Below are 24450 nucleotides of genomic sequence, written 5' to 3' on the forward strand. Positions count from 1 at the left end.
GCACTGGAGTTGGGAACAGATCTCCTCCGGAACCGCCATACCCTGACAACGAGCCCACACCTGTAAAGCAGCACCTTGATTCTTTACGGCTTCACAAGACCGCCAACGTCGCGAACGCTCTGCCGAAGTCGGCCCAGCCCGCGGCCAAACGTGCGATCCAGGAGATCTACAACGCCGAAGACCGCGACCACGCCCTCCAGGCCGTTGCCGAGTTCGCCAAGACGTACGGGGCGAAGTTCCCCAAGGCCGTCAAGAAGATCAGCGATGACACGGACGAGCTGCTCGCGTTCTAGGACTTTCCCGCTGAGCACTGGATCCACCTGCGCACCACGAATCCCATCGAGTCCACCTTCGCCACGGTCCGGCTCCGCACGAAGGTCACCCGGGGTGCCGGCAGTGCGGCCGCTGCGCTCGCCATGGTCTTCAAGCTCGTGGAGTCCGCCCAACAGCGGTGGCGGGCCGTGAACGCACCCCACCTCGTCGCTCTCGTCCGCGCCGGAGCCCGATTCGAACACGGACACCTCGTCGAGCGCCCCGAAGCTCAGGCAGCCTGAACTGCCTCCTTGATCCATAGGATTTGAACTGGTGCTCGCGCTAGGCTGCTGCGTCGTGCAGAAGACGCGCCTCGACACTGCTCGGATCCGGGCGGCCCGCCGGGTGATTGACCCGGTTTTCCTCGACACTCCGCTGTACCGCTGCGAGGCGCTGGAACCCGGCCTCGGGTGCAGGGTGAGCATCAAGCTCGAAACGGCGAACCCGGTGCGCAGCTTCAAGGCCCGCGGCACCGAGGTAGTTGCGAGTCTGCTCGCCGAGAATGGCTCGCGAGACGTGGTGTGCGCCAGCGCGGGCAATCTTGGCCAGGCCCTCGCGTGGTCCGGTCGCGGCCGGGGGCTTGAGGTGACTGTCGTGGCGTCCCGCTTTGCGACTGTGGCCAAGCTTGACCGCATCCGCGCGTTGGGCGCCAGGTTGGAGCTGGTGGACGGCGACCACGAGATGGCTCGCGAGCGGGCGGCGGCCATCGCGCGCTGCGACGGCATCCGGCTGCTCGAAGACAGCCTGGACATCGAGACCTGCGAGGGCGCGGCAACCATCGGCCTGGAACTGGCCAACACCGTGCCGTCGTTCGACGCCGTCCTGATTGCTCTCGGCGGCGGTGCGCTGGCCACCGGTGTGGGTCATGTGGTGAAGGCCCTGGCGCCCGAGGTCGAGGTGATCTGCGTCCAGCCCCTGGGCGCACCGGCGATGACACACTCGTGGCGCGGGCGGCGCGTCGTCACCACCGACTCGACCAACACGATCGCTGACGGCGTCGCCGGCCGGCGTCCCATCCCGGCCGTCCTGGACGACCTCCTCCTGGTCGCTGACGACGCCGTCCTGGTCCAGGAGGCGTCGATCATCGCCGGTATGCGGATGCTCCTCGACCACTCCGGCCTCGTTGTCGAACCGTCGGCCGCGCTCGGCATCGCGGCGATCCTCGAAGACCGCGACCGCTTCACCGGCCGACATGTGGTCACCATCGTGTGCGGCAGCAACGTCGACGTAGACGCCTATCACCACTGGGTCGGTGCGGCTCTCATCCACAGGTCTTGACAATTACTCCCCTTTGACCTGGGGTTCGGCGGGGGCGGAGCCTTCGGCAGGTGTTGATCACTGACTGTCTGGAGGTCCGAGGTGCCGGTCGAGTTTCTGACGGATGAGCAAAACGTTCGCGTTCAGTAGGCGTCACGCGGTGACGCCTACCCGTGACGCTATCGGCGGGGCTCGCCGTACGCGGCCTGCGACGCTGGCCGCTGTCCCGTCTCGCGGGACGTTGTCGGTGTCTCAGATGAAGTTCTCTGATTTGTACAGGGCCGGTAACTTCGAGTGAGACCGGGGTCGAGGAACATCCGAGCAGCCATTGGCGGTAGCGGAGACTCCGCTTCTTGAGCGCCCCGGGCCGACTAGGCTGCTAGCACAGTTGCTGCTGAATCGAACGATCTTCCGTCGAAGTGGATCGCCCGTGTCAAGGTCATGGCTATGGTCGCGCCGTGCCAGTGGAGTTTTTGACGGATGACCAGGCCCAGGCGTACGGGAAGTTCGCCCAGGAGCCCACGCGCCCGGAGTTGGATCGCTTCTTCTTCCTCGACGATGTGGACCGCGAGCTGATTGGTAGGCGGCGCGGTGCTCACAACCGTCTCGGGTTCGCTCTGCAGATGTGCACGGTGCGGTATGTCGGGCTCTTCCTGGAAGACCCGCTTGAGGTGCCGTGGGTGGTGATCGAGTACTTGGCCGAGCAGTTGGCGGTCGAGGACGTCTCGGTCATCAAGCGGTACACAGAGCGGGAGAAGACGCCGTACGAGCACGCGTGGGAGATCCGCGACGCCTACGGTTACCACCTGTACGACGAGCAGGTATGGGCGCGGCAGTTCCGCGGCTTCCTGCATGGGCGGGCCTGGGTGCATGCCGAGGGTCCGGTGGCGTTGTTCAACCACGCGGTGGCCTGGCTGCGGCGGCACCGGGTGCTGCTGCCGGGGGTGCAGCGGCTGGTGCGGGATGTGGCGGCGGTACGCGAGACGGCGGAGCGGCGGCTGCACGCGACGGTGGCGAAGGCCGCGCACCGGGCGGACGCGCGGTTGCCGCGCGACCTGGTGGCGCTGCTGGAGGTGCCCGAGGGCGAGCGGTTCTCGCGGCTGGAGCTGATGCGCCGGCCGCCGAACCGCTCGACGGGTACCGCGATGGTCAAGGCCCTGAACCGGGTCAACGACATCGCCTCGTTCAAGCTGCGGCGGGTGAAGCTGGACCGGGTGCCGCCCAACCGGCTGGCGTCGCTGGCCCGGTACGGGCTGGGCAGCAAGGCGCCGAACCTGGCCCGGGCCCAGGACCCGAAGAAGACCGCGATGCTGACTGCGGTGGTCCGTCATCTGGAGGCGGCGGCGATCGACGACGCCCTGGACCTGTTCTCGCTGCTGATGTCGCAGCGGCTGATCAGCGCGGCGCGGCGCAAGTCCGACCGGGAGCGGTTGTCGATGCTGCCGCAGTTGGAGAAGGCGTCGCGGTTGGTTGCCAGGTCCTCGAAGGTCCTGGTGGAGGAGTTGGAGCGGGTCGGCGAGCGGGGGGCCGATTTGGGCGTGGCCGCGATCTGGGCGGCGTTGGAGCAGGTCGGGCCGCGGTCGCAGGTCAGTGCGGCGGTGGCCACGGTGCTGGCGCTGGTGCCCGAGGACGACGGTGCGGCCGAGGCGGCGATGCGCGAGGCGCTGGTGGGCCGGTACAACACCGTGCGTCCGTTTCTGCAGTTGCTGGGCGAGTCGCCGGCGCTGTCGGCGGCTCCCGGCGGGCAGCGGGTGCTGGACGCGGTGCGCAGGCTGCCGGCGCTCTCGCGGCGCCGGGTCAAGGAGCGCCCGCTGCTGCCGCGCGAGATCGACGTGAAGTTGGTGACGAAGTTCTGGAGCAAGGCGGTGCTGGCCAGTCCCGAGCTGCGGCAGGGGGAGGTGGACCGCGACGCCTACGTGGTCTGCGTGCTGGAGCACCTGTTCAAGGCACTGAACAACCGCGACGTGTTCGCGGCGCCTTCGCACCGCTGGTCCGATCCCCGCGCGCGGTTGCTGGAGGGTCGGGGCTGGGAGGCGGTGCGTGAGGACGTGCTCGCTGGCTTGAGCTTGGCCGAGCCGGTCGGGGAGCACTTGGCGCAGGTGGTGGCCGGGCTGGATGCGGCGTGGCGGCAGATGGCCGCGCGCCTGGTGGAGGCCGGCCAGGACTCGAAGGTCACCATCGAGGTACCGCCGGACGGCCGGGCCCGCCTGAGCGTGGAGAAGCTCGGGTCGCTGGGCGAAGCCGAGTCGCTGAAGAAGCTGCGGAAGGTGACCGCGGCCATGCTGCCGCGCATCGACCTGCCGGACCTGCTGTTCGAGGTGAACGCCTGGACCGGGTTCCTGGACGCCTTCACGCACCTCGGCGAGGGCTCGACCCGGATGCAGGACCTGGCGACCTCGGTGGTCGCAGTGCTGGTCGCCGAGGCGTGCAACATCGGGCTCACCCCGGTGATCAACCCGAACTACGACGCGCTCAAGCGCGGACGGCTTGCGCACGTGAACCAGTACTACGTGCGCGGGGACACCATCTCGGCCGCCAACACCCTGCTGGTGGCCGCGCAGGCCCGGGTGCCGATCGCCTCGCTGTGGGGGCACGGGCTGGTCGCTTCGGTGGACGGGCTGCGGTTCGTGGTCCCGGTGAACTCGATCAACACCGGCGCGTCCCCGAAGTACTTCGGCTACAAGCGGGGTCTGACCTGGCTCAACGCCGTCAATGACCAGGTGTCGGGGATCGGGCAGATAGTGGTGCCGGGCACCCCGCGCGACAGCCTGTTCATCCTGGACACGCTGCTGAACCTGGACAGCGGTATCAAGCCGGAGATGGTGGCGACCGACAACGCCTCGTACTCCGACATGGTCTTCGGGGTCTTCAAGATCCTGGGCTACAGCTTCACCCCGCGCTTCCGCGACCTGGCCGACCAGCGGTTCTGGCGCGCCGAGATGCCCGGGGATGCACCGTCGGATTACGGGCAGCTGGAGGCCATCGCCCGCAACCGGGTCCGACTGGACAAGATCACCACGTGGTGGCCGGACATGCTGCGGGTGGCGGGCTCGCTGGCGACCGGACAGGTCCGCGCGTACGACCTGCTGCGGATGTTCGGCCGCGACGGGCACCCCACGCCGCTGGGGTCGGCGTTCGCCGAGTACGGGCGCATCGCCAAGACGATGCACCTGCTGGCGGTGGTCGATCCGGTCGACGACACCTACCGGCGCGCAATGAACCGGCAGCTGACGGTGCAGGAGTCGCGGCACACCCTGGCCCGGACCCTGTGCCACGGCAGGCGCGGGCAGATCCACCAGGCGTACCGCGAGGGCCAGGAGGACCAGCTCGGTGCGCTCGGCCTGGTCCTGAACGCGGTGGTGCTGTGGAATTCGCGCTACCTGGACGCCGCGGTCCACCAGCTGCGGGCCCAGGGCGAGGAGGTCGGGGACGAGGACGTGGCCCGGCTTTCCCCCCTGGTCAGTGCCCATCTCAACGTCCTGGGACGCTACTCGTTCTCAGCATCCGAGCCTGGTGAGGGGCTGCGTCCGCTGCGCGACCCCAACGCCCCGGAGGACGATCCGCAGGAGGTCCACGACCGGGCGAGGTGACCTGGAGGTCACCGAAGGTCAGTCGGCGCCGGGCGCGTCCTTGGGGGCGTCGGTCAGGCCGAGCCGCAGGGCGCCGGTGCGGGTCAGTGTTCGTTGCCCGCCCTGAGCCAGGCGATGTAGTCGGCGGCTGCGCGGACGGTGTCGTATTCCGGCTCGAACCCGGTGTCCTGGCGGAGCCGGGTGATGTCAAGAGCGGCGCCTGGTCCGCCGACGCCGGCCGGGAGATCGAGTGCGGCTTCGGGCACGGCTTCGCGGATGGCTGCGATCACCTCTGCGTTCGTGGTCACCCGCCCGGAGGCGATGTTGTAGGTGCGGTGCTGGAGATGCCCGGCGAGCTGGATCAGGGCTATCGCGCGGCCGGTGTCCTTGACGTAGCACAGGTCGAGCCCGTCGCCGAGGTGCGGCGCGATGAGCAGGGCGGACAGGTCCAGGGGCTTGCCGCTGGCTGCCGCGTGGATGAGCGCGGGTGCGGCGAAGAACGGGTCCTCGTGGCCTAGGGGGCCCCAGGTGCCGGAGATCCGGAGGCTGACGATCTCGGTGCCGGTCGCCTCCGCGAGCTGCTCCCCCAGGAGCTCGGCGATCTTCTTCGACCGCGGGATCGGGTGCGGGGTGGTCAGGAGCACCGGCAGGTCCTCCGTCAGCGGGCCGCTATGCGCGATGCTGCCGCCGTAGTAGACCCCGAGCGTGCTGGCGAGGCTCACCCGGCGCACGCCCCATTCCGCGGCGACGCGGGCGATGTTGAGGAGACCGTCGAGCAGGCCCTGGGTGGCATCGATGCCCCCTACCGTGCCCCGCGGCGCGGGATAGCCCGCGAGGTGCACGATGCCGGTGATCTCGTGCCGCTCGCCGATCGCCCGCAGTGCGCTCAGGTCGGCGACGTCGGCCTGCTCGGCGACGACGGGCAGGTCTGCGAGTTGCGGGGGGACCTGGCCGCTGCGGCGCTGCATCACGACGCTCGGCTCGCCGAGGCTGTGCAGCGCGTGCACGGTGTGGGAGCCGATGAACCCGGACCCTCCAGTGACGAGAATCATCGCGTTCCTTTCGTCAGCTGAGCGAATCATCAGTAGATCTGATGGTCAGCCTACTGCTAGTATCCGAGTATGTCGAGGCCGGGTTCTGAAGCAGTGGGGCGGGTCCGCGCGCGTGATGACGTGCTCGGCTACCTCCTCAAGCACGCGCACCTCGCGCTGGAGCACCGGGCGCAGGCCGCTCTCGCCGCCGTGGGGGTGACCGTTCGCGACCTCGGCGTACTCAGGGTCATCGCAAGTGGGGAGGCGCAATCCCAGCAGGAAGCCGCGACCGTGCTGGGCGTCGACCGCACCTCGATGGTCGCGCTCCTCGACGCGCTCGAACGCCGCGGAATCGTCGCGCGCAGGCCCTCGGAACAAGACCGGCGGCGCAACATCATCGCGCTCACCGACCACGGCCGGGAGGTATACCAGCAGGCAGAGAGCCGGTACTCCGAGATCGAGCGGGACTTCACCGCGCCCCTAGGCGACGCTGGAGCGGCCGGGCTTAGGCAAGCGCTGCGAACCGTGCTCAGCGAGAACGGCCACGCCTGAGCACGCGCCCGGACAAGTCTTCGTCAAGAAGTGGCAGCCACGCACCCCTACAGCGTGTCGCCGCAAGGCCCTCCCAGGAAATGCCGATCCCCCGGTACGCCTTGCGTTCGGCAGGTCCGACCCCTTCAGAGCCGAGAGCGGAGCTTTGACCCAGCGCGGCACGGTGCACGGACAGCGGTGCGGCAAGGCGCAGCTCGCGCAGAAGTGATCGGCGAGCAGGCCGGGCAGATCGCCAACCGTCGTACCGCTGCTACTCAGGGGCGGATCACCGCTCCGCACCGTCGAGCTGGTTCGGGAGGCCCCCGGTCCGCAGTTCGCGCAGGTCCGGGATGTGGTTGTAAAGGGTTCCGGGGGAGACGCCGAGCATCTTAGCGATCGCCGTGATGCTGTTCTCTGGGTTGGGCAGCATGTCACGGGCCATCCGCAGGATGTTCTCGTCGACCACGGTGGGACGGCCCCCGACGTTGCCGCGAGCTCTGGCAGCGGCCAGGCCCTCGCGGGTGCCCGCCACGATCAGCTCGCGGATGAACTCGGCCAGAGCGGCGAAGACGTGGAAAACCAGGCGACCGCCGGGGGTGGTGGTGTCGAGCCGCTCTCGCTCGAAACCGGAACTCCCGCTACCGCCAATGGCTGCTCGGATGTTCCTCGACCCCGGAGACGGCCGTATCGCTTCCCTGCTGGGAAGCTGAGGAAAACCGTTCGCGGCCTCTCGTTGTGGGCGGCTAACGTGCACTGGCGTGGACATTGAGGATCCCAAAGAGCTGGTCCGGCGGGGGTACGACGCGCTCTCCCTTCGCTATGACCAGGCATATGGAGCCGAGACGAAGTACCAGTCGTGGATCGGCGAACTGTCTGGTCGTATCCCGGCCGGAGGCACGGTGCTGGATCTCGGGTGTGGAAGCGGGGTTCCCGTCGCTCGCGCGTTGACCGCCGAAGGTCACCACGTCACCGGCGTCGACATCAGTGATGTGCAGATCCGCAGGGCCCGGGAGCTCGTGCCGCAGGCCGAGTTCATCCGCGCCGACGCTACGGCCGTGGACTTCGCGCCGGCCTCCTTCGATGCGGTCGTCTCCTTTTACGCACTGATCCACATCCCGCTCGACGAACAGCTTCCGCTGCTGCGGAAGGTCGCCGGATGGCTGCGACCTGGTGGTTGGTTCCTGGGCACCACCGGTTACCGGGCCTGGACGGGTGTTGATGAGGACTGGCTGGGTGGCGGGGCGGCTATGTGGTGGAGCCATGCGGACGCCGCCACGAACCGGACATGGATCACTCAAGCTGGGCTGACGGTCGAACAGGAGGAATTCGTGCCCGAAGGTGAGGGCGGGCACGCGCTGTTCTGGGCACGACGTTGCTGATGACCTTCCCGGCCGCTCGCCGTGTCCGTCTCACCTGACCTTGTCTCTCGGATCACGTTGTCTCGCGTGACGTTCCCTCTCAGGGGCGGTTTGGGGCGATTTCTCTTGGCGGTGACGTCGCCTTTGTGGCTTTCTCTGATCGGCACGAGGGTGCTGGTTCAAGGGGAAGGGCCAAGGCGTGGGCATCGAGGGCTTGAGGCAGACGGCGTTCGAGGTTGCGTATGTCGATGAGGACTGCGTACGCCGTCGCGAGCCGTTGTCGGCCTGCTGGACGCTGAGGTTCGAGCGGCTGTCGCCGGTGCGTACGGTCAAGTCCTACCAGGGGCAGAAGTCCGTGACCCGTGACTACTGGGCGGCTACGACTGCCGGGCAGTTGTCCTGCGAGTCGCACCTGGAACGGCACCACGCGATGCTGATGGATTTCGATCCGCAGGTCACGGGCTTGGTCGGCCAGCCGTTCCGGTTGTTCTGGCCCGGCCGGCGAGGCGGTCGCGGGCACGTCCCGGACTTCTTTGCCCGGCTCGGGGACGGCGGGGGCCTGGTGGTGGATGTCCGTCCGGACGACCGGATCGAGCCGGATGACGCGGAGGCGTTCGCAGCCACAGCGCGGGCCTGTGAGCTCGCCGGATGGGCCTTTCGCCGGGTGGGGGCGATCGATCCGGTGCTGCTGGCGAACGTCAAGTGGCTGGCGGGCTACCGGCACCCGCGCAACCACCGGGAGCCTGTCGCCTCGGAGTTGACGAAGGTCTTCGCCGAGCCGGAGGCTCTGATGGTCGGGGCCGGGCGGGTCGGTGACCGCCTGGCGGTGCTGCCGGTCCTCTATCACCTGCTCTGGCGCCGGGTGCTGGAAGTCGACCTGACATCGGGCCCGTTGGGGCCGAGAAGCATGGTCCGCCGGGCGGTGACGGCCCGGTGAGACGGCCGCTGGTGGTCAGGCCCGGTGACCGGGTGAGGTTCGACGGCAAGGTGCACACCGTGGTCGGCATCTCCGGTGTCCTGGTGCGGCTGGCCGACGAACACGGGCAGTCCAGCGCGATGCATCTCCCGACGCTGATGACCTCCCCGGGGTTCGAGGTGATCGGCTCGGTCGGGGCCCGCCGGCTTGCTCCCGGCCTGCTGGACGGCCTGCCGCCCGGCGAAGCCGACCGGGCTCTGTGGTGGCACCGGCACATGAGCGAAGTACTCACCGGGCTGCCGCCGGACGCCTCGGCGGGAGCCATGCCTCGGCCCGAGTACGACCCGGTGACCCGGAACCTGGCCGAGCGTGAGGCGGCCAAGGCCGTCGAGCTGTCGCGCGAGACCGGCCGTCCGGTCAGCCCGCACACCATTCGCTGGCGCCGGCGCCGCTACCAAAAGCGTGGAGTGATGGGCATGGTCGACGGCCGCCAGGCCCCTCGCCGCCCGGTCCTGGGCCAGGTCGACCCGGAGGTCGTCGAAATCCTGCGACGACTCATGGACCAGGCCACCGACGGCTCGACCCACACCGTCAGCTACTACTTCGAACGCGTCGGCCAGGCGGTGAAGAAGCTGAAGGGACCGCCGGTCGAGATGCCCTCGCGGGCGACCTTCTACCGTCTCTTCAACCGGCTGGAGGCCGGACGCCACACGACCGGCTCGGCCCGCACCCGTCGCTCTCTGGCCAACCAGCCCGACGGGGTCTTCGACCAGGTCACGGTCTGCCGTCCGGGCGAGCTGATGGAGATCGACTCCACTCCGTTCGACGTGCTGGTCCGGCTGGAGAACGGGGTCGTGGACCGGTGCGAGCTGGTCGGCATGGTCGATGCCGCGACGCGGTCCATCACCGCGGCGGTGCTGCGGCCGACCACGAAGTCGGTGGACGCCGCCTTGCTGCTGGCCCGGTCGGTGACCCCGGCGCCGATGCGGCCGGGCTGGCCGGAGGCTCTGCGGATGGAACACTCGGTGCTGCCCTACGAGCGGCTGCTGTCGGTGGACGAACGGCTGCGGCATGCGGCCGCGGTCCCGCTGATCATCCCGGAAACGGTCGTGGTCGACGGCGGCAAGGCCTTCTTGTCGAAGAACTTCCATGCCGCCTGCAACGCGTTCGGCACCGAGGTGATCCATGCTCCTCCCCGGACCCCAACTCACAAGCCCCACATCGAAAGAACACTGGGCTCGGCAGCCTCACTGTTCGCCCAGTTCCTCCCCGGCTACACCGGCCGGTCGACGGAACACCGCGGCCGCAAGGTCGAGGACGAGCCGCTGTTCTCCCTGCACCAGCTCCAGGAACTGCTGGAACAATGGATCAGCGCCAAGTGGCAGAACAGGGCCCACGACTCGCTACGTGATCCGCTCGCCCCGGGGCGGACGTTCTCCCCCAACGAGAAGTACGCCGCGCTGGTCGAGACGGCCGGCTTCCTCCCGCTCGCGCTGACCGCGGAGGACTACCTGGAACTGCTGCCAACCCGCTGGCAGGCCGTCAACTCCTACGGCATCAAGATCAACCACCGGATCTACAACTGCGACGGACTCAACGATCTGCGGCGGGAGAAGTCCGGGATCGCCCAGCGGAAGAACCGCTGGGAGGTCCGCCACGATCCCTACGACATCCGGCTCGTCTGGCTCCGCAACCACCACACCGGACAGTGGATCACGGTCCCCTGGCGGCTGCTGTCCACCACTGCCACCCCCTTCGGCGAGCTGGCCTGGGGGCACACCGCCCGAGACCTGCGTGAACAGGGCGAGCCGGTCACCGAGGACGCCATCGCCGAGGCGGTCAGCGATCTGCTCGACCGGGCCGCCAGCGGCCCGGAGGAGGAGGCACCGGCGAAACCGGCACGAGGCCACCGCAGCCGCCGTCGCGGCCCGAAGGTCGCCGCCCGCACCCAGGCCACCAGCGATCCCGCATGGCCACGGCCCGAACCTCCGCCGCTTCCGCCGGCCGAGCCGTCGTCTCCGGCCGAGGACGACGCAGAGCACGAGGAGGACGACACGGTCGCCGAGGTCGTCCCGCTGAAAGTCTTCGACGCACGCAAGGAGGCACGGAAATGGTGGTGAACGCACCCGAGTTCGGGCTGCCCGAGGACCGGCGGATGCCCACGACCACGCTGGAGGGCTGGCGCCGGTTCGTCGACGAAGACCCGATCGTCTTCGACCTTGTGCCCGAAGACGAGTGGAAAGACCTCGATCCCAGAGCCAGGGACGAGTATGACGAGGGCCGGGTCAACTACCACTCCGAGCTGATCATCGTCGAGACTCCGACCGTTCGCGACGTCCTCCACCAGGGTCGGCTGCTGACCCTGGTCAACCGGCGGGAGATCAGCGCCCGCCGTGGTCTGATCGTCTCCGGGCCCTGGGCGACGGGCAAGTCCACCGCCCTCAAGCAGCTCGGCCGGGCCCACGAACTACGAGTACGCCAGCGCTTCCCCGACCACGACCGCATCCCGGTCGTCTACGTCTCCGCACCGCCCAACGGCTCTCCCCGCAAGCTCGCCACCCGCTTCGCACACTTCCTGGGCCTGCCCATGAAGGCCCGGCACAACGAGATGGACATCGCCGACGCCGTCTGCGAGATCCTCACCGAAGCCCGCTGCGATCTGGTCCTGGTCGACGAAATCCACAACATCAACATGGCCACGACCACCGGCAAGGACCTGTCCGACCACCTGAAGTACTTCGCAGAGCACATTCCCGCCACGTTCGTCTACGCAGGCATCAACGTCCAGCGCGAGGGCCTGTTCACCGGCGTCCGCGGCAAACAGATTGCCGCCCGCTGCGTGATGAAGTACACCGGAAACTTCCCCTACCAGGCCGAATGGCGCTCGATGGTCGAGCTTATGGAGGGCTCGCTACGGCTTCACCGTCATGAGCCCGGCACGCTGGTCCGGCTGGCGAAGTATCTCCATACCCGCACTGACGGCAGCATCAGCAGCCTGTCCCACCTTGTCCGCGCGGCCGCGATCAGCGCCATCGCCGACGGCAGCGAACGCGTCACCCGCCAGCTGCTCAAGTCCATCCCGGTCGATCACAACACCCAGTCCGCCAGTTCCGGCACGGCCGATGCCGAGGACGGCGAGGTCGGGGACGCGGCGTGATCAGCCATCTGCCGCCGCCCCGGCTGCGGCGGCTCCCCCGCACCCTGGCTCCTCTCCACCACGAGACCTGGGACTCCTACGTCAGCCGACTCGCGACGGCGAACCGCATCTCCCACCTCGAACTCCACGAGCAGATCAACGACCGGCACCGGCTCCACCCCGACCCGCTGACACTGCTCGACGCCATCAGCGGCCTGTCCGGGCACCCCCGCGACCGACTCCTGAAAGCCCTGCCCGACCTGAGGACCTCGGACCTGACCCGGGACCTTCCCCCGGCCTGCCACCCGCTTGACCGCGGCTGGCAGGTCCAGGCCGTCTGCACGCTCTGCCTGGCCACCAAGGGAATCGCCACCCGGGCCCGGCACTGGGTCCGCAACACCACCCGCATCTGTCTCCGCCACGGCCGCTGGACCGACACCTACCACGACCAGTTCGACGTTCGACCGCTGCCGGAGATCATTCAGGCCCAGCACGACCACCACCGACTGGCCCACGAACACGGCTGGCAGACCACCGTGGTCGCCATGCGGCAAGCCGACGGCTGGTGCTGGCGATGGTGGGACAGCCGCAGGTTCCGCAAACAGCGTGACCGCAGACTGCGGCACTTCATCCCGCCGGGGGCTGGCACCTACCGCGAGGACCCCCGCCTCATCGCCAGTGCCTACCCCGACATCGTGGCCCTCGCTGGCCTCCTGGCCTCGCCCGAGCTCCGCAGCCTCCCCTTCACCGGCAGCGATCAGGACTTCGGCCGCTTCATCCGCGAAGTCCGCACACGGGCCGCCCCCGGCTACCGATACGAGGGCGCCGGCGTCGCGGACCCGCTCGTCCGCTGGATCGAGGAGGAGCGCTACTACCGCACCCTGCCCAACCACCCGTTCCCGATGCCGAACGAGCCCCGCACCCACAACCCGGAGTCGCTGGACCAGCTCACCCGCCGAGTCAACGATCTCCTCGCCTCCGACGCGGACGACCGAGGCCGTTGCGCCAGCTGCGGCACCAAGCTGAAGGCCCCCAAGTCGAATACGCGGTTCTGCTCAACCGTATGCCGATCGCGCGAATGGAGACGCCAGCAGAACGACCGCGCACTCCGCGATGCCTCCTCCCGGATGCAGACGAGAGAGTGCCCAGTCTGCGGGGTCACCTGGTTGGCGGGGCTGGAGCGCCGTTCTGACGCTCGCTTCTGCTCGGGGCGCTGCAAGCAGGCCGAGCACCGCCGTCGGTCAGCCCTCTCCGACCGCTGACCGGCAACATCAACTGAGACAACCCTGCGGAAATGGCGCTGAGCGGCAGCGTCAAATGAGATTCGGTCGAAGACCGCGTCTCACCTGTCCTTGCATCACCGCAGGTCGCAGCCTTGGCCACCGGCAAGATCAACTGAGACGGGACAGTAGTTCTTGTCCTGTCGCAGCAGAGGTTGATCGTTCTCGCTGAACAATGGTGACCGGTTCGTCTCAGCGAAGTTTCAGCGGCGAACGCGGCTGGAGGCTCCGCCGTGCCCACCGTGCGGCCTCCCCGTGCGGCGGGCAGCACCACCAGCCGACCAGGAACAGAGTCCCGCTATGCCCGCTGAACAGGACAGCGCTGGTACCAGTGCTGACGGTCAAGCGCAGGACAGATATCCGCCCCCACAGGATCGGCTGTCCGCTATGATCAAGGCATGTGCTGCTGCGCTCCCATGGCTACAACCGCCGCTTAGCGGCGGTACCGCGGTTGCTGTAACCGCGGCCATTGCCTGCCCCCCGCAGGGCAGTGCCAGGACATACCGCCGGATCAGTGTCCTGCCGGCAGTCACCCCTATTCCTGTGATGCCGGGTCATCCCGCCTGATCAGGGAAGTCATGTCTCCATCGCAGCGTTTCGATTCACAGCACCCGCATACAGCCGGACCCAGCACTACGCAGCACCCGCGTGCCGCCACCCTGCTCCTGATGGTCGGACTCCCCGGGGCTGGGAAAACCACCCGTGCCAAAGAGCTCGCCACGACCCACCGGGCGCTGCGGCTGACCCCAGATCACTGGATGATCCCGCTGTTCGGCGACTCGATGGCCGACGGCAAGCGCTGGGTGCTCGAAGGGCGGCTCATCTCGGTCGCCCTACAGGCGCTGCGGCTGGGGACCAGCGTCGTACTCGACTACGGGCTCTGGAGCCGCGATGAACGGTCGGCACTGCGCTGGCTGGCCCGGTCAGTCGGGGCATCATGCCAGGTGATCTACCTGCCCGTGGACAAGGACGTCCAGCTCGCCCGCATCGCGCACCGCCAGGAAACAACACCGCATCAGACGTTCCCGATGAGCGAGGCCGACCTGGATACTTGGCGGGAGCAGTTCCAGGCGCCTGACGCCGCCGAACTCGACGGCGGCGAGATTCCCACCCCACCGGCAGGCTGGCCGAGCTGGCCGGAATGGGCGGAAGACAAATGGCCCTCGTCCACCGACGCCTAACCCGGACGGCCCGCCAATCGGTCACCGACCTTCGGTGATAACGCTCAACCTTCGCCGCGAGAGGCCAGTTCTCCGCGAGGACGGCCCGGCCGGCGCCTCCGCGCTGAGGTGGTCGACCGAAGCGATGGCCGGGACCTGCCGGTCCTCGATGGTGGAGGTGATCCGCTCGATCCGGCGGGCCAGTTCGGCGACGACGCTGGGAGCCACTTCGACCAGCAGCTTCCCGTCCCGCCACGAGAACCGCGGCGCCCGGCCGATGCCGGTGCTGCGGACCTTCGTCGCCAGGAAAACCGCGTGGCTGTACTGGAGAGCCGGGTTCTGGGTCAGCAGCAGGTACGGGTGTGAAACTGGCGACCTCGCGTAATCGACTGGCGCCTATTCCTTGGTCATTGAGGCGCCGGTGTCACCGTGTGTGTTCGCCGGGGGCATAGTGGCGCCAGGTTCCTCCTGCCTCGGTGGCGAGCTGGGCGGTGGTGTCGTCGTGGTAGCCGAGCATGCGGGCAATCACGGTTGCGGGGGCCTGGAGAACGAGGTGGCGGATGGCCGCCGTGCGTCCTTGCTGGGTGGGGAAGCCCAGGTGGCGAAGCCTGAGTTCGAGCGTGTGCGGGGTCATGGGCTGTCCAGCCCTGCGGCCAGGTCGGTGCCCGTTTGCGTTTCCCGGCGGACTCGCGGTTGCCGGGGGCGAGCCCGGCCCAGGCGGCCAGGTGCCCGGCGCTCGGGAACCGGCTCATGTCCGCGCCCATCTCCGCGATCATCACGTGGGCCACCGTGGTGCTGATCCCGGGGATCGTGATCAGCAGATCGACCTGGTGGCGAAAGGGGGCGATCTGTCGTTCTCGTCGTCCTGCTGGAACGACTGCTGCTCCCGTGAGCCCGGGAGATCACCGGCTGACCGGACTCCACCCGTAGTTCCACCCGTGGGTCCAGGCGCGTATGGGCCCGTGCCAGCAGGCTTGAGGCATGACAACGACTGACTGGATCACCGACATCGCCCTCCTCCTCGTCGTCTTCCGGCAGCTGCGGGAGGGCCGCCTCGACGCCAAGTCGTACGTGATCCCCCTGGGGATCGTGGCCTTCGTCGCGCACAGCTACCTGACCACCGTGCCCACGGCCGGCAACGACCCGGTGCTGATCGGCGCGCTCGTCGCCGTCGGCGCGGCCCTCGGCGTCGTGGGCGGCGTCTACACCCGTATACGCAAGGTCGGCGCGCATCTGTTCATCAAGGCGGGCGCGGTCTCCGCGACCGTGTGGGTGCTGGGCATGGGGGCGCGGATGGGCTTCCAGCTGTGGGTCGACCACGGCGGCGCCGACGACGTGGCCCGCTTCAGCCTGGCGCACCAGATCACCACGGGGGACGCGTGGGTGGCCGCGTTCGTGCTGATGGCACTCACCGAGGTGGTCACGCGGCTGGGCACCATATTTCTCCGCGGCCGCATGGCCACCCGGGAGCTGCGGCAGCCGGCCGTGGACGGACGGGTCGCGGCGGTCGCCGCGGACCGGACGGTCTGAGTACGGGTTATCGTCGCGCCGTGTCCGCTTCCGACAATCCCCCAGCCCCCGGGCCGGCTTCCGAACGGGAGCCCGGCCCTCGGGTCGTGCTCCGGCACGACGCCTCTCTCCAGTGGGCCGTCACCCTGCTGGTCATCGCCATCGCGGTCATCACCGTCCGGCCGGTGAGCGTCAGCGGCCGCGGCCTGGCCGTGGTCGCCCTGCTGGTGGTCAACTCAGTCGCCCTGCTGGCCAGACACCTGCCGCCCGCCTTCCCACACCGGGCCGCGCTGGTCTGGCTGACCGCCGGTGTCGTGGCGTCCGCCGGCCTGCTGGAGGTGAGCAGCAGCGGCTCCGGCTACCTCTTCGCCTACTTCCTCGTCGGCCACGCCGGCTACCGCCTCGCCCTCAAGCCGGCCCTGGCGGTCGCGGCCCTGTCCAGTCTGCTGTGCGGCGCTGTCTTCTATTTCTACGTCGGCCCCGATCACCAGGTGCTCACCTGGACCTTCGGCCTCAGCACCGGCATCCCGGTGGTGGCCGGAATCCTGGGCCGCGGCAGGCAACAGGCAGTGGAGGCGAGGCTCCAGGCCGCCGAGTCCGCCGAGCGGGCCGCGCGGGCCGAGGCGCGAACGGCTGTGCTCACCGAACGCGGCCGCATCGCCCGCGACGTCCACGATGTGCTGGCGCACTCGCTGGCCGGGATCAACATGCACCTGGAGCTGGCGGACGCCTTGATGGACACCGGCGACCTGGAGAAGGTCCGCGCGGCGCACAACAAGGCGCAGAGCCTTGTCAGGGAGAGCCTGAAGCAGGCCCAGTGGACCGTGCACGCGCTGCGCGAGGACTCCCTTCCGCTGCTCGAGAGCCTGACCGCCATGATCGAGTCGTCCGGCCACCGCGAGGTGCTCACCGTCACCGGGGCCGTCCGAGAGCTGTCGGCACAGGTCACCCAGAACGTGCTGCGCATCGCGCAGGAGGCGCTGACCAACGCGGCCCGGCACGCTCCCGGGGCCGAGATCGCGGTGGAGCTGACGTTCGACGCCGCCTCGACCAGCCTTGCCGTCCGCAACGGGCCCGCGACCGGTGAGGCGACCGCGAGTGTCGGCAGTGGCATGGGACTGATAGGAATGCGCGAACGCGTCGCCCTGCTGGGCGGCACCCTCACCGCGGGTCCGCTCACCGAGGGACCGGACCGGGGCGGCTGGCAGGTGGAGGCAGTGATCCGAGGATGACGACGAACGAACCGGCCCAGGAGCCACGGAACCCGCAGGACCCGCTGACCGAGCCCTCGCTGAAGGTGATCGTCGCCGACGACCAGGCCACCGTCCGCGAGCCCTTGGCCGCGGTGCTCGACATGACCGAGGACATCGACGTCGTGGCCGCCGCCGCGGACGGTACCGAGGTGCTCGCCGCCGTGGCCGCCACACCGGTCGACGTCGTCCTGATGGACCTGCGCATGCCTGTCATGGACGGCACCGAGGCCACCCGCCGGCTGAGCGAGGAACACCCGGGAACGGCCGTGGTCGTGCTGACCACCTTCGCCGACGACGACTCGATCCTGGCCGCCCTGAGCGCCGGCGCCCGCGGCTATCTGACGAAGAACGCGGGGCGCCAGGACATCGTCCGTGCGATCCGGGCCGCCGCCGCGGGACAGTCCGTACTCGACCACGAGGTGCAGAACCGTCTCCTGGCCACCGTCCGCGCGCGCCCGCCGGCCGACGCGCAGCCGCTCCCCCCGGGCCTCACCCGCCGCGAACGCGAGGTGCTCACCCTTATCGGCCAGGGCCTGCCCAACCGGGCCATCGCCGAGAAACTCTTCATCAGCGAGGCCACGGTCAAGACCCACATCAACAACCTGTTCGCCAAAGCCGGCATCCGGGACCGCGCCGACGCCGTCCGCCGCGCCATCGCGGCCGGCCTGGCATGACCGGGGTGTGAAACTGGCGACCTCGCGTAATCGACTGACGCCTATTCCTTGGTCATTGAGGCGCCGGTGTCACCGTGTGTGTTCGCCGGGGGCATAGTGGCGCCAGGTTCCTCCTGCCTCGGTGGCGAGCTGGGCGGTGGTGTCGTCGTGGTAGCCGAGCATGCGGGCAATCACGGTTGCGGGGGCCTGGAGAACGAGGTGGCGGATGGCCGCCGTGCGTCCTTGCTGGGTGGGGAAGCCCAGGTGGCGAAGCCTGAGTTCGAGCGTGTGCGGGGTCATGGGCTGTCCAGCCCTGCGGCCAGGAAAGAGCCACCGGGCGTTGGGATTGGTGGCGGTCATGGTGTTCGGTCGCTGGTCGAGGTAGGTCAGCAGCATTCCGGCAAGCGGTTCAGGGACGGGCGAGGGAGGATCGCCGAGCCGGACCAGAACCTCGCCGTCCTCGTGAAGAACATCGTCGGTGGTGAGCCGAGCGATCCGGGTGAGCGGTTGCGCGTAAAGGAGGACGAGCGCGGCGACCACACGGTCCTCGAGCGGAATGTCGCCTTGGCCGACGGCCTCCCGTAACAGGGTGAGTCGCTGGTGTTGGGCGAGCGGGGCGGGGTTGCTCGTGGAGCGATGCGGGACGGCGACCTTGAGCATGCGTTTGGACCGCATCGCCCATCGCAGAAAGGCGTGGGTCAGTCGCCGGGCGGTGTAGCCACCCGCGTACCAAGTATCGACATCGGCCTGCGTGCACTCGGCGAGGGTCCGCCCTCGCTCGGCGAGGTGAACGAGAAAGGCGGTCGCGAGACGAATCTCGTTGCGGGCCTGCTGAACCTGCTTACTGGTGAGCGGGCCGCGGTCGGCCAGGGAGTTCAGACGGCGCTGAACCTGCCAGATCGCGAAGAGCTCCAGAAGTCGCCGGTGCCCGGCGTCGCCGACGGCAGGCAGTTTCTCGGCGAGCCACCGCTGGAACAGCAGCAGCTGCCGGTCAGCCGGGGGCAGGACGCCGCTCTGCATGAGCAGGTCGCGCAGGTAAGCGACTGATCGCCGGGGGTGGAGCTGGCTCAGGCCGTCGTGCGTGAGCGGAACCTCTTTCGAGGCGAGAGCGCGCAGGTTGCGCTGGGTGTGGGGCTTATTGGTCCAGGTCAGGGCGCCCCACGGGCGGCGGATCTGCCGCAGAGCGTCGAACAGCGGGAGCAGGTCAGCGTGGGCGGAGCCGGTGCCGTCGTCGAGGAGCTCGCGGAGCCGCTCGGTCAGGACGCATCGTCCGCAGACCCCGCGCCGGTATCGTCTGGCCTCCTGGCCGCATTGCTCGCAGAAGAAGTCACCGATCCCGCCGGCGCACTCGGTGCAGAGCTTCCCACCGTCCGGCGCGAGGCCAGGAGTGAGCCGCTCGACTCCGCATCCGGTGCAGGTCCCGTAGGTCTCCAGAGCTCTGGTCATGCAGCTCTGGCAGATGTAGCCCTCGGGCCAGTGGTTCGCCCCCAGCCGCAGTGCACGGTCGCAGCGGGTGCAGAACAGGTCCTCGGCGCGGACGCGGGTGCGGCTCATCCTTCCGGCCGGATGCGGGCGCGCTTGGGACGGACCGCCGACAGGTCGACGACCGCATCGCCGGTGGCGACCCTGCGGACGGTGGCGTTCTCTGCCCTGGTGGCGATCAGGTCGGCCGGGGTGCAGTCGAAGATGTCGCAGAGGGCGGCCAGGACCGGGAGCGACAGCCGCTCGGGGGTGCCGGTGACGAGCCGGTGTACCTGGGAGAGCGAGAGGTTGATGCCGCGCTCGGCGAGGGGCGGGGCGAGCTCGCTGGTGGTGAACATTCCGGCGGTGGCCATCTTCTCGCGCAGTCGCCACTGGTAGCTGACCTGGCGTTTCATCGGGCACTCCTCGCGGGCTTGAGCGCGGCCTCGATGGTGGCGTCCAGCGCCCGCCGCAGGGTGCGGGTGCGGAAGTCTGAGGACACGCAGGTGTAGATGGAGGTGGTGGACGCGTGGTCGTGGCCGGCCTGCTGCTGGACGAACAGGGGGTCCATGCCGTCTTCGATCAGGTGGGTGACGTAGGACCTGCGTAGCGAGTGGAAGTCCAGGACCGGGTCCAGGCCGAGGTCGTCGCGGTAGGCGGCGAAGCGGGAGTCCAGCCGTTGCAGGCCCACTCGCCGCCCGCGTTCGGAGGGCCACAGCGCTGGCCCGTCCGCGTGCCGCATGGCGGGCCGGACCTCGCTCGTCCATTGGTCGAGGATCTCGGCTGACCATTCCCATACCGTCAGCACGCTGCGGCGTTTGGGCGGCGAGCCCTTCTTCGCCTTGCCGTGGCGGACGTAGCAAATGCCGAACTCGCCGAACTCCGCTCCCTCGGGGTTGCGGCCGAAGTCCGCGGTGTCCAGCATCCGGGTCTCGTTGCGGCGCAGTCCGAAGGCGTACGCGGTCTTGAACAGCATCGCGTCGCGGAAGGCGGGCAGCCAGCCCTTGCGGCCGCGGCCGCGGACGCGCTCGACCTGGTCGTCGGCGTGGTCGAAGAATGTCTGCAACTCGTCCCGGGTGAAGGCCCGTTTAGGGGCTTCTGCCTCGCATTCCTGCATGTGCACGGCGGTGTTCCACTCGTGGCAGACCTGGATCGGATGGGTCCCGAAGCGCCGTTCGCACTCGGTCGCCCACTCGTAGGCCGGGTCGGTGGTGTAGTCGCAGAACAGCCGTACCGCTTCCTGGTAGCCCCTGAGTGTCGAACGTCCGCAGCCGTGAACCGACCGCAGGTCGCCGAACCACTCGTCGGCCAGTGGTGAGGACCAGTTCCGCGGGAAGGCGTCGGCGTGAGCGGCGAATGCCCGGACCTTTCGCTCGCGGCCGTTGATGGTCGACAGCGCGAGGTTCCGGGCCAGCTGCTGGTTGCGCCAGCCGTCCAGCATCGCTTCGAAGACCTGCTCGTCTGGTCGGAGAAGCGGCACCCCGTCGTCCAGGTGAAGCCGCGCGGCCCCTGGCGCCGCCCTGTCGTTCCGCTTCACTCGATCGGATGGCTGACCTGCCGTTCCGCTCCATGCTTCGCATCTGATGCGAGATTCTCGCGACGAATGCGATCTACGGAGCGTGACAATGTGGTGAGCAACAACATGGCCCCGTCCTGTCGGCTACCGTCCGAGCAGGCCCTGGAGAACCGCCTACCTGCTGATCAGCGACTTCCCGGCGCCGCCTGACCAATCCGGCGCAAGGTGACGCCAGTTCGCATCAGATGCGATACGCGCCGGTTACCAGATACGCGTCAAAGGGGCAATGAGTTGATCTTGAAGCCCTGAAGGGCATCCGCTCACTCGGTGCTGTCGGTGTCCTCGGTGAGGATGCGGTAGACGGTGGCGGCCGAGGGCCGCTTGCCCTGGTTCTTGCCCGAGGTGATGACCAGCTTGCGGGCGATCCCGGGAACGGGGACCCCGTTGGCCCGCAGGGATCGCGCGTAGGCGGCCGTGTCGTCGTCGACCACCTTCGGGCGCCCGCCGTGCCAGCCGCGCTCGCGGGCGGAGCAAGGTGGCAGCCGCGAACGAGTTGCAGGGGACCGACGAATTTTCTTGTCTTGACAGATTTTACTTTCGGTTGGAGGCTGAAGTGGTCTTAACGCCGCAGCGGCCGAAGAACCCGCGGCGGCCGACGCAAGCGCCCGCCCCTCGGCAAGGAGACTGATGTGTCCGGACTTACCTCGATCGCGCCTGACGCCGGGCCAGTCACGACCGGCCATCACGCACTGTGGTTGCCAAGGACTCGTATTGGCCGCAGGAGGCGCGGTCGCCGCGACAGCGGTTGCCGCTGCGGCAGACGCCGCCGGTGTGTCGCTTGAGATCGCCGGCGAGCGCATTCCGCTGCTGGGCTTCACGCAGCTCGCATTCGTGTTCTCGGTCGTGGGCGTCGCGCTGGCAGCCGCCTTCCGGCGGTGGTCGGGGCGGCCGGCTCGGGTGTTCGTGCGGACGGCCGTCGCGCTGGTGGCGGTGTCATTTCTGCCCGACCTCCTGACTCCCGATGCCGGCGCCGCCACACGGGTGACGCTGATCGCCACCCACATCGCGGTCGCCGCCATCGTCATTCCGGGGCTCCGCTCCCGCCTGCGATAGCTGCCGCACATCTCGGAAGGTGCCGCGCAGTCGCCTCGACCGGGGGCCGCAGCCCGGTTCACTGTGCCGGCGAGACAATTTCTTCTTTTCGACTGGATGGTGGAGTGGTGCTGGACGTTGCTGTGATCGACGAACCCGCCGCGGCCGAGGCGTCCCTGGACCCGATGCGGTCCCGCATCCTCGCGGCCCTGGCCGAGCCCGGCTCAGCCGCCATGCTGGCCGTCCGCCTGGGGCTGCCTCGGCAGAAGGTCAACTACCACCTGAAGGAGCTGGAGCGGCACGCTCTGGTCGAGCTGGCCGAGGAGCGGCGCAAGGGCAACGTCACCGAACGTGTGTACCGCGCGACTGCCGCCTCCTACGTGATCTCCCCCAGCGCCCTGGCCGCCGTCAGCCCGGACCCGTCCCGGTCCCCGGACCAGCTCTCGGCCCGCTGGCTGCTGGCGCTGGGGGCCCGGCTGGTGCAGGAGGTCGGTGCCCTGCTGAGCGGAGCCGCCCGGGCCCGCAAGCGGGTCGCCTCCTTCGGCATCGACGCGCAGGTGCGTTTCGCCTCCGCGGCCGACCGGACCGCCTTCGCCGACGAGCTGGCCCAGGCCGTGGCGGCCCTGGTCAGCCGCTACCACGACGAGTCCGCCCCCGAGGGCCGCACCCACCGGGTCATCGTCGGACTCCACCAGATCCCCGGCGCGCAGCCCGGCACCCCGGACAGCCAGGACGACCCGCAGCAGCAAACGGGGGGAACGCCCGGACACGAACCCGAAGCACGACAGGAGAACGCCCGATGAAGCACCACTTCGAGATCGAGCAGGAGACGACCCTACCGGCGAGCCCGGAGCAGGTCTGGGACGCGATCGCCACCGGGCCCGGGATCGATTCGTGGTTCATGGGCCGCAGCGAGGTCGAGCCGTGTGAGGGCGGCACCGCCGCCATGGACATCGGCGGCAACCGGGAGGAGGCGGTCGTCACCGCCTTCGAGCCCGGCAAGCGCTTCGCCACCCGCACGGCCACCGCCGAAGACGGCCGCTTCATGGCCTTCGAGTACCTCATCGAAGGGCGCGTCGGCGGCAGCACCGTCCTGCGCATCGTCCACAGCGGCCTGCTCGGCGACGACTGGCAGGACGAGTACGACGCACTGCGCCGCGGCTGGCCCTTCCACCTCCACACACTGCGCGAATACCTGGCGCACTTCCCGGGACGCGCCGGCGTCCCCGTCTTCGCCATGGCACCCACGGGCGAGCAGCTCGCGCAGGGGGTACGGGCGGCCCTCACCCGCGCTCTGTCGCTGCCGACCACGGTCGCCGTCGGCGCGCGGGCGCACGCCGAGCCGGCCGGCCTGCCGCCGCTGGGCGGTGAAGTGACCTGGTCGGACGACGAGCGCATCGAGGTCCGCACCGACGACGGGCTCTACACATTCCACCACCTCCCCGGTGCGGTGCTGATGTTCCACCACCTCTTCGGGCCGGACACCGACGGCGCGGAGGCCGCATGGCAGCAGTGGCTGACCGGCCTCCTCGCCGGACACCCCTGACGCGCATCCCGGCGCGCGGAAACGCAGGGCGGGCATCGGCGTCCGCCCCACAACTTCGGATCAGCCGCTGCCCAGCGCGGTCTCCGCCACCCCACACCCGGTGCGGCGATCCGCCGTGCACACGGCCGAAGCGCGCACCGAGCAGTCACCCCACACCCATCCCGAGCACCAAGGAACACTCATCATGCGCACTGTGATCAGCACGGCCTTCATTTCGCTCGACGGCGTGGTGGAGGGCCCGGGTGGCGAGCCCGGCTACCGGAACTCCGGATGGACCTTCAAGGAGGTCGAGTTCCTCCCCGAGGCATTTGAGATCAAGGAGCGGGAGCAGCAGGAGTCCACCGCGATCCTGATGGGCCGGGTCAGCTACGAGGCGTTCAGCCCGGTGTGGCCGGACATGGCGGAGTTCGCGCACTACAAGACGCTGCCGAAGTACGTCGTCTCCACCACCCTCACCGAGGACAAGCTCGTCTCCAACTGGGGCGAGACGACCGTCCTGCGCTCCCTGGACGAGGTTGCCGCCCTCAAGGAGACCGACGGCGGCCCGATCATCGTCCACGGCAGCGCTACCCTGAACCACGGCCTCTCGGACGCGGGCCTCATCGACCGCTACCACCTGCTCGTCTTCCCGCTGCTGCTCGGCGCCGGCAAGCGCCTGTTCAGCACCACGGACAAGGACACCCAGAAGCTGAAGCTCACCGAGCACGAGGTCTACGGCAACGGTCTGCAGAAGCAGGTCTTCGACGTCGTCCGCTGAGGGCGCTCCGGTCGCAGGCGCCGTCGTCCGGGCCTTCCCCGGCGGCGGCGTCTGGTTCGCGCCCTTGGATTCCGCGGTTGTCGCCCGGTCCTGCAGGCCCGGTTGTGCGTGCT

At 69.1% G+C, this 24450-nt stretch carries 24 protein-coding genes and 2 pseudogenes; 18 read left to right on the forward strand and 8 right to left on the reverse strand.

From position 1 onward, the window contains the following. Positions 1-92: 92 nt before the first annotated feature. From ACFXB5_RS36145 to ACFXB5_RS36155, 3 genes and pseudogenes are all read left to right on the forward strand, one after another. Positions 93-554, forward strand: a pseudogene (locus ACFXB5_RS36145) (transposase); the annotation flags it as partial. Positions 555-609: 55 nt separating this feature from the next. Continuing rightward, complete coding sequence (locus tag ACFXB5_RS36150) at positions 610-1590, forward strand: threonine/serine dehydratase (protein ID WP_385216238.1); 981 nt, start codon at positions 610-612, stop codon at positions 1588-1590. Between the two features lie 437 nt (positions 1591-2027). Further along, complete coding sequence (locus tag ACFXB5_RS36155) at positions 2028-5159, forward strand: Tn3 family transposase (RefSeq protein WP_385216240.1); 3132 nt, start codon at positions 2028-2030, stop codon at positions 5157-5159. Positions 5160-5242: 83 nt separating this feature from the next. On the opposite strand, the gene ACFXB5_RS36160 is transcribed toward ACFXB5_RS36155, so the two are convergent. Further along, positions 5243-6190, reverse strand: coding sequence for an NAD-dependent epimerase/dehydratase family protein (locus ACFXB5_RS36160; protein ID WP_385216242.1), 948 nt, complete (start codon positions 6188-6190; stop codon positions 5243-5245). Between the two features lie 69 nt (positions 6191-6259). Here ACFXB5_RS36160 and ACFXB5_RS36165 point away from each other — a divergent pair, with 69 nt between their 5' ends. Beyond that, positions 6260-6721: a MarR family winged helix-turn-helix transcriptional regulator gene (locus ACFXB5_RS36165; RefSeq protein WP_385216245.1), complete on the forward strand. Its 462-nt coding sequence runs from the start codon at positions 6260-6262 to the stop codon at positions 6719-6721. A 265-nt stretch (positions 6722-6986) separates the two neighbouring features. Here the strand turns inward: ACFXB5_RS36165 and ACFXB5_RS36170 are convergent, their stop codons facing one another. Then, the gene (locus ACFXB5_RS36170; RefSeq protein WP_385216248.1) at positions 6987-7466 is read right to left on the reverse strand and encodes a recombinase family protein; all 480 of its coding nucleotides are present in this window, start codon (positions 7464-7466) and stop codon (positions 6987-6989) included. Here ACFXB5_RS36170 and ACFXB5_RS36175 point away from each other — a divergent pair. From ACFXB5_RS36175 to ACFXB5_RS36205, 7 genes are all read left to right on the forward strand, one after another. Beyond that, on the forward strand, positions 7459-8079 hold the full coding sequence (locus ACFXB5_RS36175) for a class I SAM-dependent methyltransferase (RefSeq protein WP_385216251.1): 621 nt from the start codon (positions 7459-7461) through the stop codon (positions 8077-8079). The two genes, ACFXB5_RS36170 and ACFXB5_RS36175, sit on opposite strands and share 8 nt — an antisense overlap. 178 nt (positions 8080-8257) lie before the next feature. Continuing rightward, a complete protein-coding gene (locus ACFXB5_RS36180) occupies positions 8258-8995 on the forward strand; it encodes a TnsA-like heteromeric transposase endonuclease subunit (protein WP_385216254.1) in 738 nt (245 codons plus the stop codon). After that, positions 8992-11094: an integrase gene (locus ACFXB5_RS36185; RefSeq protein ID WP_385216257.1), complete on the forward strand. Its 2103-nt coding sequence runs from the start codon at positions 8992-8994 to the stop codon at positions 11092-11094. Before ACFXB5_RS36180 ends, ACFXB5_RS36185 begins: the two co-directional genes overlap by 4 nt. Beyond that, a complete protein-coding gene (locus ACFXB5_RS36190) occupies positions 11085-12131 on the forward strand; it encodes an ATP-binding protein (protein WP_385216260.1) in 1047 nt (348 codons plus the stop codon). The genes ACFXB5_RS36185 and ACFXB5_RS36190 overlap by 10 nt, the downstream gene beginning before the upstream one ends. Then, entirely contained in the window at positions 12128-13372 is a 1245-nt protein-coding gene (locus ACFXB5_RS36195) for a TniQ family protein (protein WP_385216263.1), read from the forward strand. The genes ACFXB5_RS36190 and ACFXB5_RS36195 overlap by 4 nt, the downstream gene beginning before the upstream one ends. 686 nt (positions 13373-14058) lie before the next feature. Then, positions 14059-14571 carry an AAA family ATPase gene (locus tag ACFXB5_RS36200; RefSeq protein ID WP_385216265.1) on the forward strand — a complete coding sequence of 171 codons (513 nt, stop codon included), beginning with the start codon at positions 14059-14061 and terminating at the stop codon, positions 14569-14571. A gap of 124 nt (positions 14572-14695) precedes the next feature. Next, positions 14696-14935: a hypothetical protein gene (locus ACFXB5_RS36205; protein ID WP_385216268.1), complete on the forward strand. Its 240-nt coding sequence runs from the start codon at positions 14696-14698 to the stop codon at positions 14933-14935. Positions 14936-14974: 39 nt separating this feature from the next. Here the strand turns inward: ACFXB5_RS36205 and ACFXB5_RS36210 are convergent, their stop codons facing one another. Then, on the reverse strand, positions 14975-15184 hold the full coding sequence (locus ACFXB5_RS36210) for a hypothetical protein (protein WP_385216271.1): 210 nt from the start codon (positions 15182-15184) through the stop codon (positions 14975-14977). Positions 15185-15227: 43 nt separating this feature from the next. After that, a pseudogene (locus ACFXB5_RS36215) lies at positions 15228-15398 on the reverse strand (IS110 family transposase); the annotation flags it as partial. Positions 15399-15531: 133 nt separating this feature from the next. On the opposite strand from ACFXB5_RS36215, the gene ACFXB5_RS36220 reads away from it, so the two are divergent. From ACFXB5_RS36220 to ACFXB5_RS36230, 3 genes are all read left to right on the forward strand, one after another. Then, positions 15532-16080: a hypothetical protein gene (locus ACFXB5_RS36220; RefSeq protein WP_086884030.1), complete on the forward strand. Its 549-nt coding sequence runs from the start codon at positions 15532-15534 to the stop codon at positions 16078-16080. A gap of 86 nt (positions 16081-16166) precedes the next feature. Further along, entirely contained in the window at positions 16167-17291 is a 1125-nt protein-coding gene (locus tag ACFXB5_RS36225) for a sensor histidine kinase (RefSeq protein WP_385216274.1), read from the forward strand. After that, positions 17288-17986: a response regulator gene (locus ACFXB5_RS36230; RefSeq protein ID WP_385216277.1), complete on the forward strand. Its 699-nt coding sequence runs from the start codon at positions 17288-17290 to the stop codon at positions 17984-17986. Before ACFXB5_RS36225 ends, ACFXB5_RS36230 begins: the two co-directional genes overlap by 4 nt. 69 nt (positions 17987-18055) lie before the next feature. Here the strand turns inward: ACFXB5_RS36230 and ACFXB5_RS36235 are convergent, their stop codons facing one another. The 4 genes from ACFXB5_RS36235 to ACFXB5_RS36250 form a co-directional block, all read right to left on the reverse strand. Further along, on the reverse strand, positions 18056-19519 hold the full coding sequence (locus ACFXB5_RS36235; RefSeq protein ID WP_385216280.1) for a hypothetical protein: 1464 nt from the start codon (positions 19517-19519) through the stop codon (positions 18056-18058). Continuing rightward, positions 19516-19842, reverse strand: a complete 327-nt coding sequence (locus ACFXB5_RS36240) for a helix-turn-helix transcriptional regulator (protein ID WP_266792691.1) — start codon at positions 19840-19842, stop codon at positions 19516-19518. The genes ACFXB5_RS36235 and ACFXB5_RS36240 overlap by 4 nt, the downstream gene beginning before the upstream one ends. Further along, entirely contained in the window at positions 19839-20906 is a 1068-nt protein-coding gene (locus ACFXB5_RS36245) for a tyrosine-type recombinase/integrase (RefSeq protein WP_385216283.1), read from the reverse strand. The genes ACFXB5_RS36240 and ACFXB5_RS36245 overlap by 4 nt, the downstream gene beginning before the upstream one ends. Positions 20907-21262: 356 nt before the next feature. Beyond that, positions 21263-21433, reverse strand: a complete 171-nt coding sequence (locus tag ACFXB5_RS36250; protein ID WP_385216286.1) for a hypothetical protein — start codon at positions 21431-21433, stop codon at positions 21263-21265. Positions 21434-21629: 196 nt separating this feature from the next. On the opposite strand from ACFXB5_RS36250, the gene ACFXB5_RS36255 reads away from it, so the two are divergent. From ACFXB5_RS36255 to ACFXB5_RS36270, 4 genes are all read left to right on the forward strand, one after another. After that, on the forward strand, positions 21630-22055 hold the full coding sequence (locus ACFXB5_RS36255; RefSeq protein WP_385216288.1) for a DUF6069 family protein: 426 nt from the start codon (positions 21630-21632) through the stop codon (positions 22053-22055). A gap of 107 nt (positions 22056-22162) precedes the next feature. After that, on the forward strand, positions 22163-22837 hold the full coding sequence (locus ACFXB5_RS36260) for an ArsR/SmtB family transcription factor (protein ID WP_385216290.1): 675 nt from the start codon (positions 22163-22165) through the stop codon (positions 22835-22837). Beyond that, the gene (locus tag ACFXB5_RS36265) at positions 22834-23580 is read left to right on the forward strand and encodes an SRPBCC domain-containing protein (protein WP_385216293.1); all 747 of its coding nucleotides are present in this window, start codon (positions 22834-22836) and stop codon (positions 23578-23580) included. Before ACFXB5_RS36260 ends, ACFXB5_RS36265 begins: the two co-directional genes overlap by 4 nt. A gap of 184 nt (positions 23581-23764) precedes the next feature. Continuing rightward, entirely contained in the window at positions 23765-24337 is a 573-nt protein-coding gene (locus ACFXB5_RS36270) for a dihydrofolate reductase family protein (RefSeq protein WP_385216296.1), read from the forward strand. Positions 24338-24450 lie beyond the last annotated feature (113 nt).

Origin of the sequence: Streptomyces sp. NPDC059455 (assembly GCF_042750115.1) — a bacterium.
GTDB lineage: Bacteria > Actinomycetota > Actinomycetes > Streptomycetales > Streptomycetaceae > Streptomyces > Streptomyces endocoffeicus.

Excerpts from the sequence above, each read along its gene's own strand:
- ACFXB5_RS36220 (WP_086884030.1), top strand. The coding sequence starts at position 15,532 with ATGACAACGACTGACTGGATCACCGACATCGCCCTCCTCCTCGTCGTC.
- ACFXB5_RS36210 (WP_385216271.1), bottom strand. The coding sequence starts at position 15,184 with ATGACCCCGCACACGCTCGAACTCAGGCTTCGCCACCTGGGCTTCCCC.
- ACFXB5_RS36170 (WP_385216248.1), bottom strand. The coding sequence starts at position 7,466 with ATGTCCACGCCAGTGCACGTTAGCCGCCCACAACGAGAGGCCGCGAAC.
- ACFXB5_RS36270 (WP_385216296.1), top strand. The coding sequence starts at position 23,765 with ATGCGCACTGTGATCAGCACGGCCTTCATTTCGCTCGACGGCGTGGTG.
- ACFXB5_RS36190 (WP_385216260.1), top strand. The coding sequence starts at position 11,085 with ATGGTGGTGAACGCACCCGAGTTCGGGCTGCCCGAGGACCGGCGGATG.
- ACFXB5_RS36200 (WP_385216265.1), top strand. The coding sequence starts at position 14,059 with ATGGTCGGACTCCCCGGGGCTGGGAAAACCACCCGTGCCAAAGAGCTC.
- ACFXB5_RS36235 (WP_385216280.1), bottom strand. The coding sequence starts at position 19,519 with ATGAGCCGCACCCGCGTCCGCGCCGAGGACCTGTTCTGCACCCGCTGC.
- ACFXB5_RS36165 (WP_385216245.1), top strand. The coding sequence starts at position 6,260 with ATGTCGAGGCCGGGTTCTGAAGCAGTGGGGCGGGTCCGCGCGCGTGAT.
- ACFXB5_RS36265 (WP_385216293.1), top strand. The coding sequence starts at position 22,834 with ATGAAGCACCACTTCGAGATCGAGCAGGAGACGACCCTACCGGCGAGC.
- ACFXB5_RS36240 (WP_266792691.1), bottom strand. The coding sequence starts at position 19,842 with ATGAAACGCCAGGTCAGCTACCAGTGGCGACTGCGCGAGAAGATGGCC.
- ACFXB5_RS36205 (WP_385216268.1), top strand. The coding sequence starts at position 14,696 with ATGGCCGGGACCTGCCGGTCCTCGATGGTGGAGGTGATCCGCTCGATC.
- ACFXB5_RS36160 (WP_385216242.1), bottom strand. The coding sequence starts at position 6,190 with ATGATTCTCGTCACTGGAGGGTCCGGGTTCATCGGCTCCCACACCGTG.
- ACFXB5_RS36230 (WP_385216277.1), top strand. The coding sequence starts at position 17,288 with ATGACGACGAACGAACCGGCCCAGGAGCCACGGAACCCGCAGGACCCG.
- ACFXB5_RS36255 (WP_385216288.1), top strand. The coding sequence starts at position 21,630 with ATGTGTCCGGACTTACCTCGATCGCGCCTGACGCCGGGCCAGTCACGA.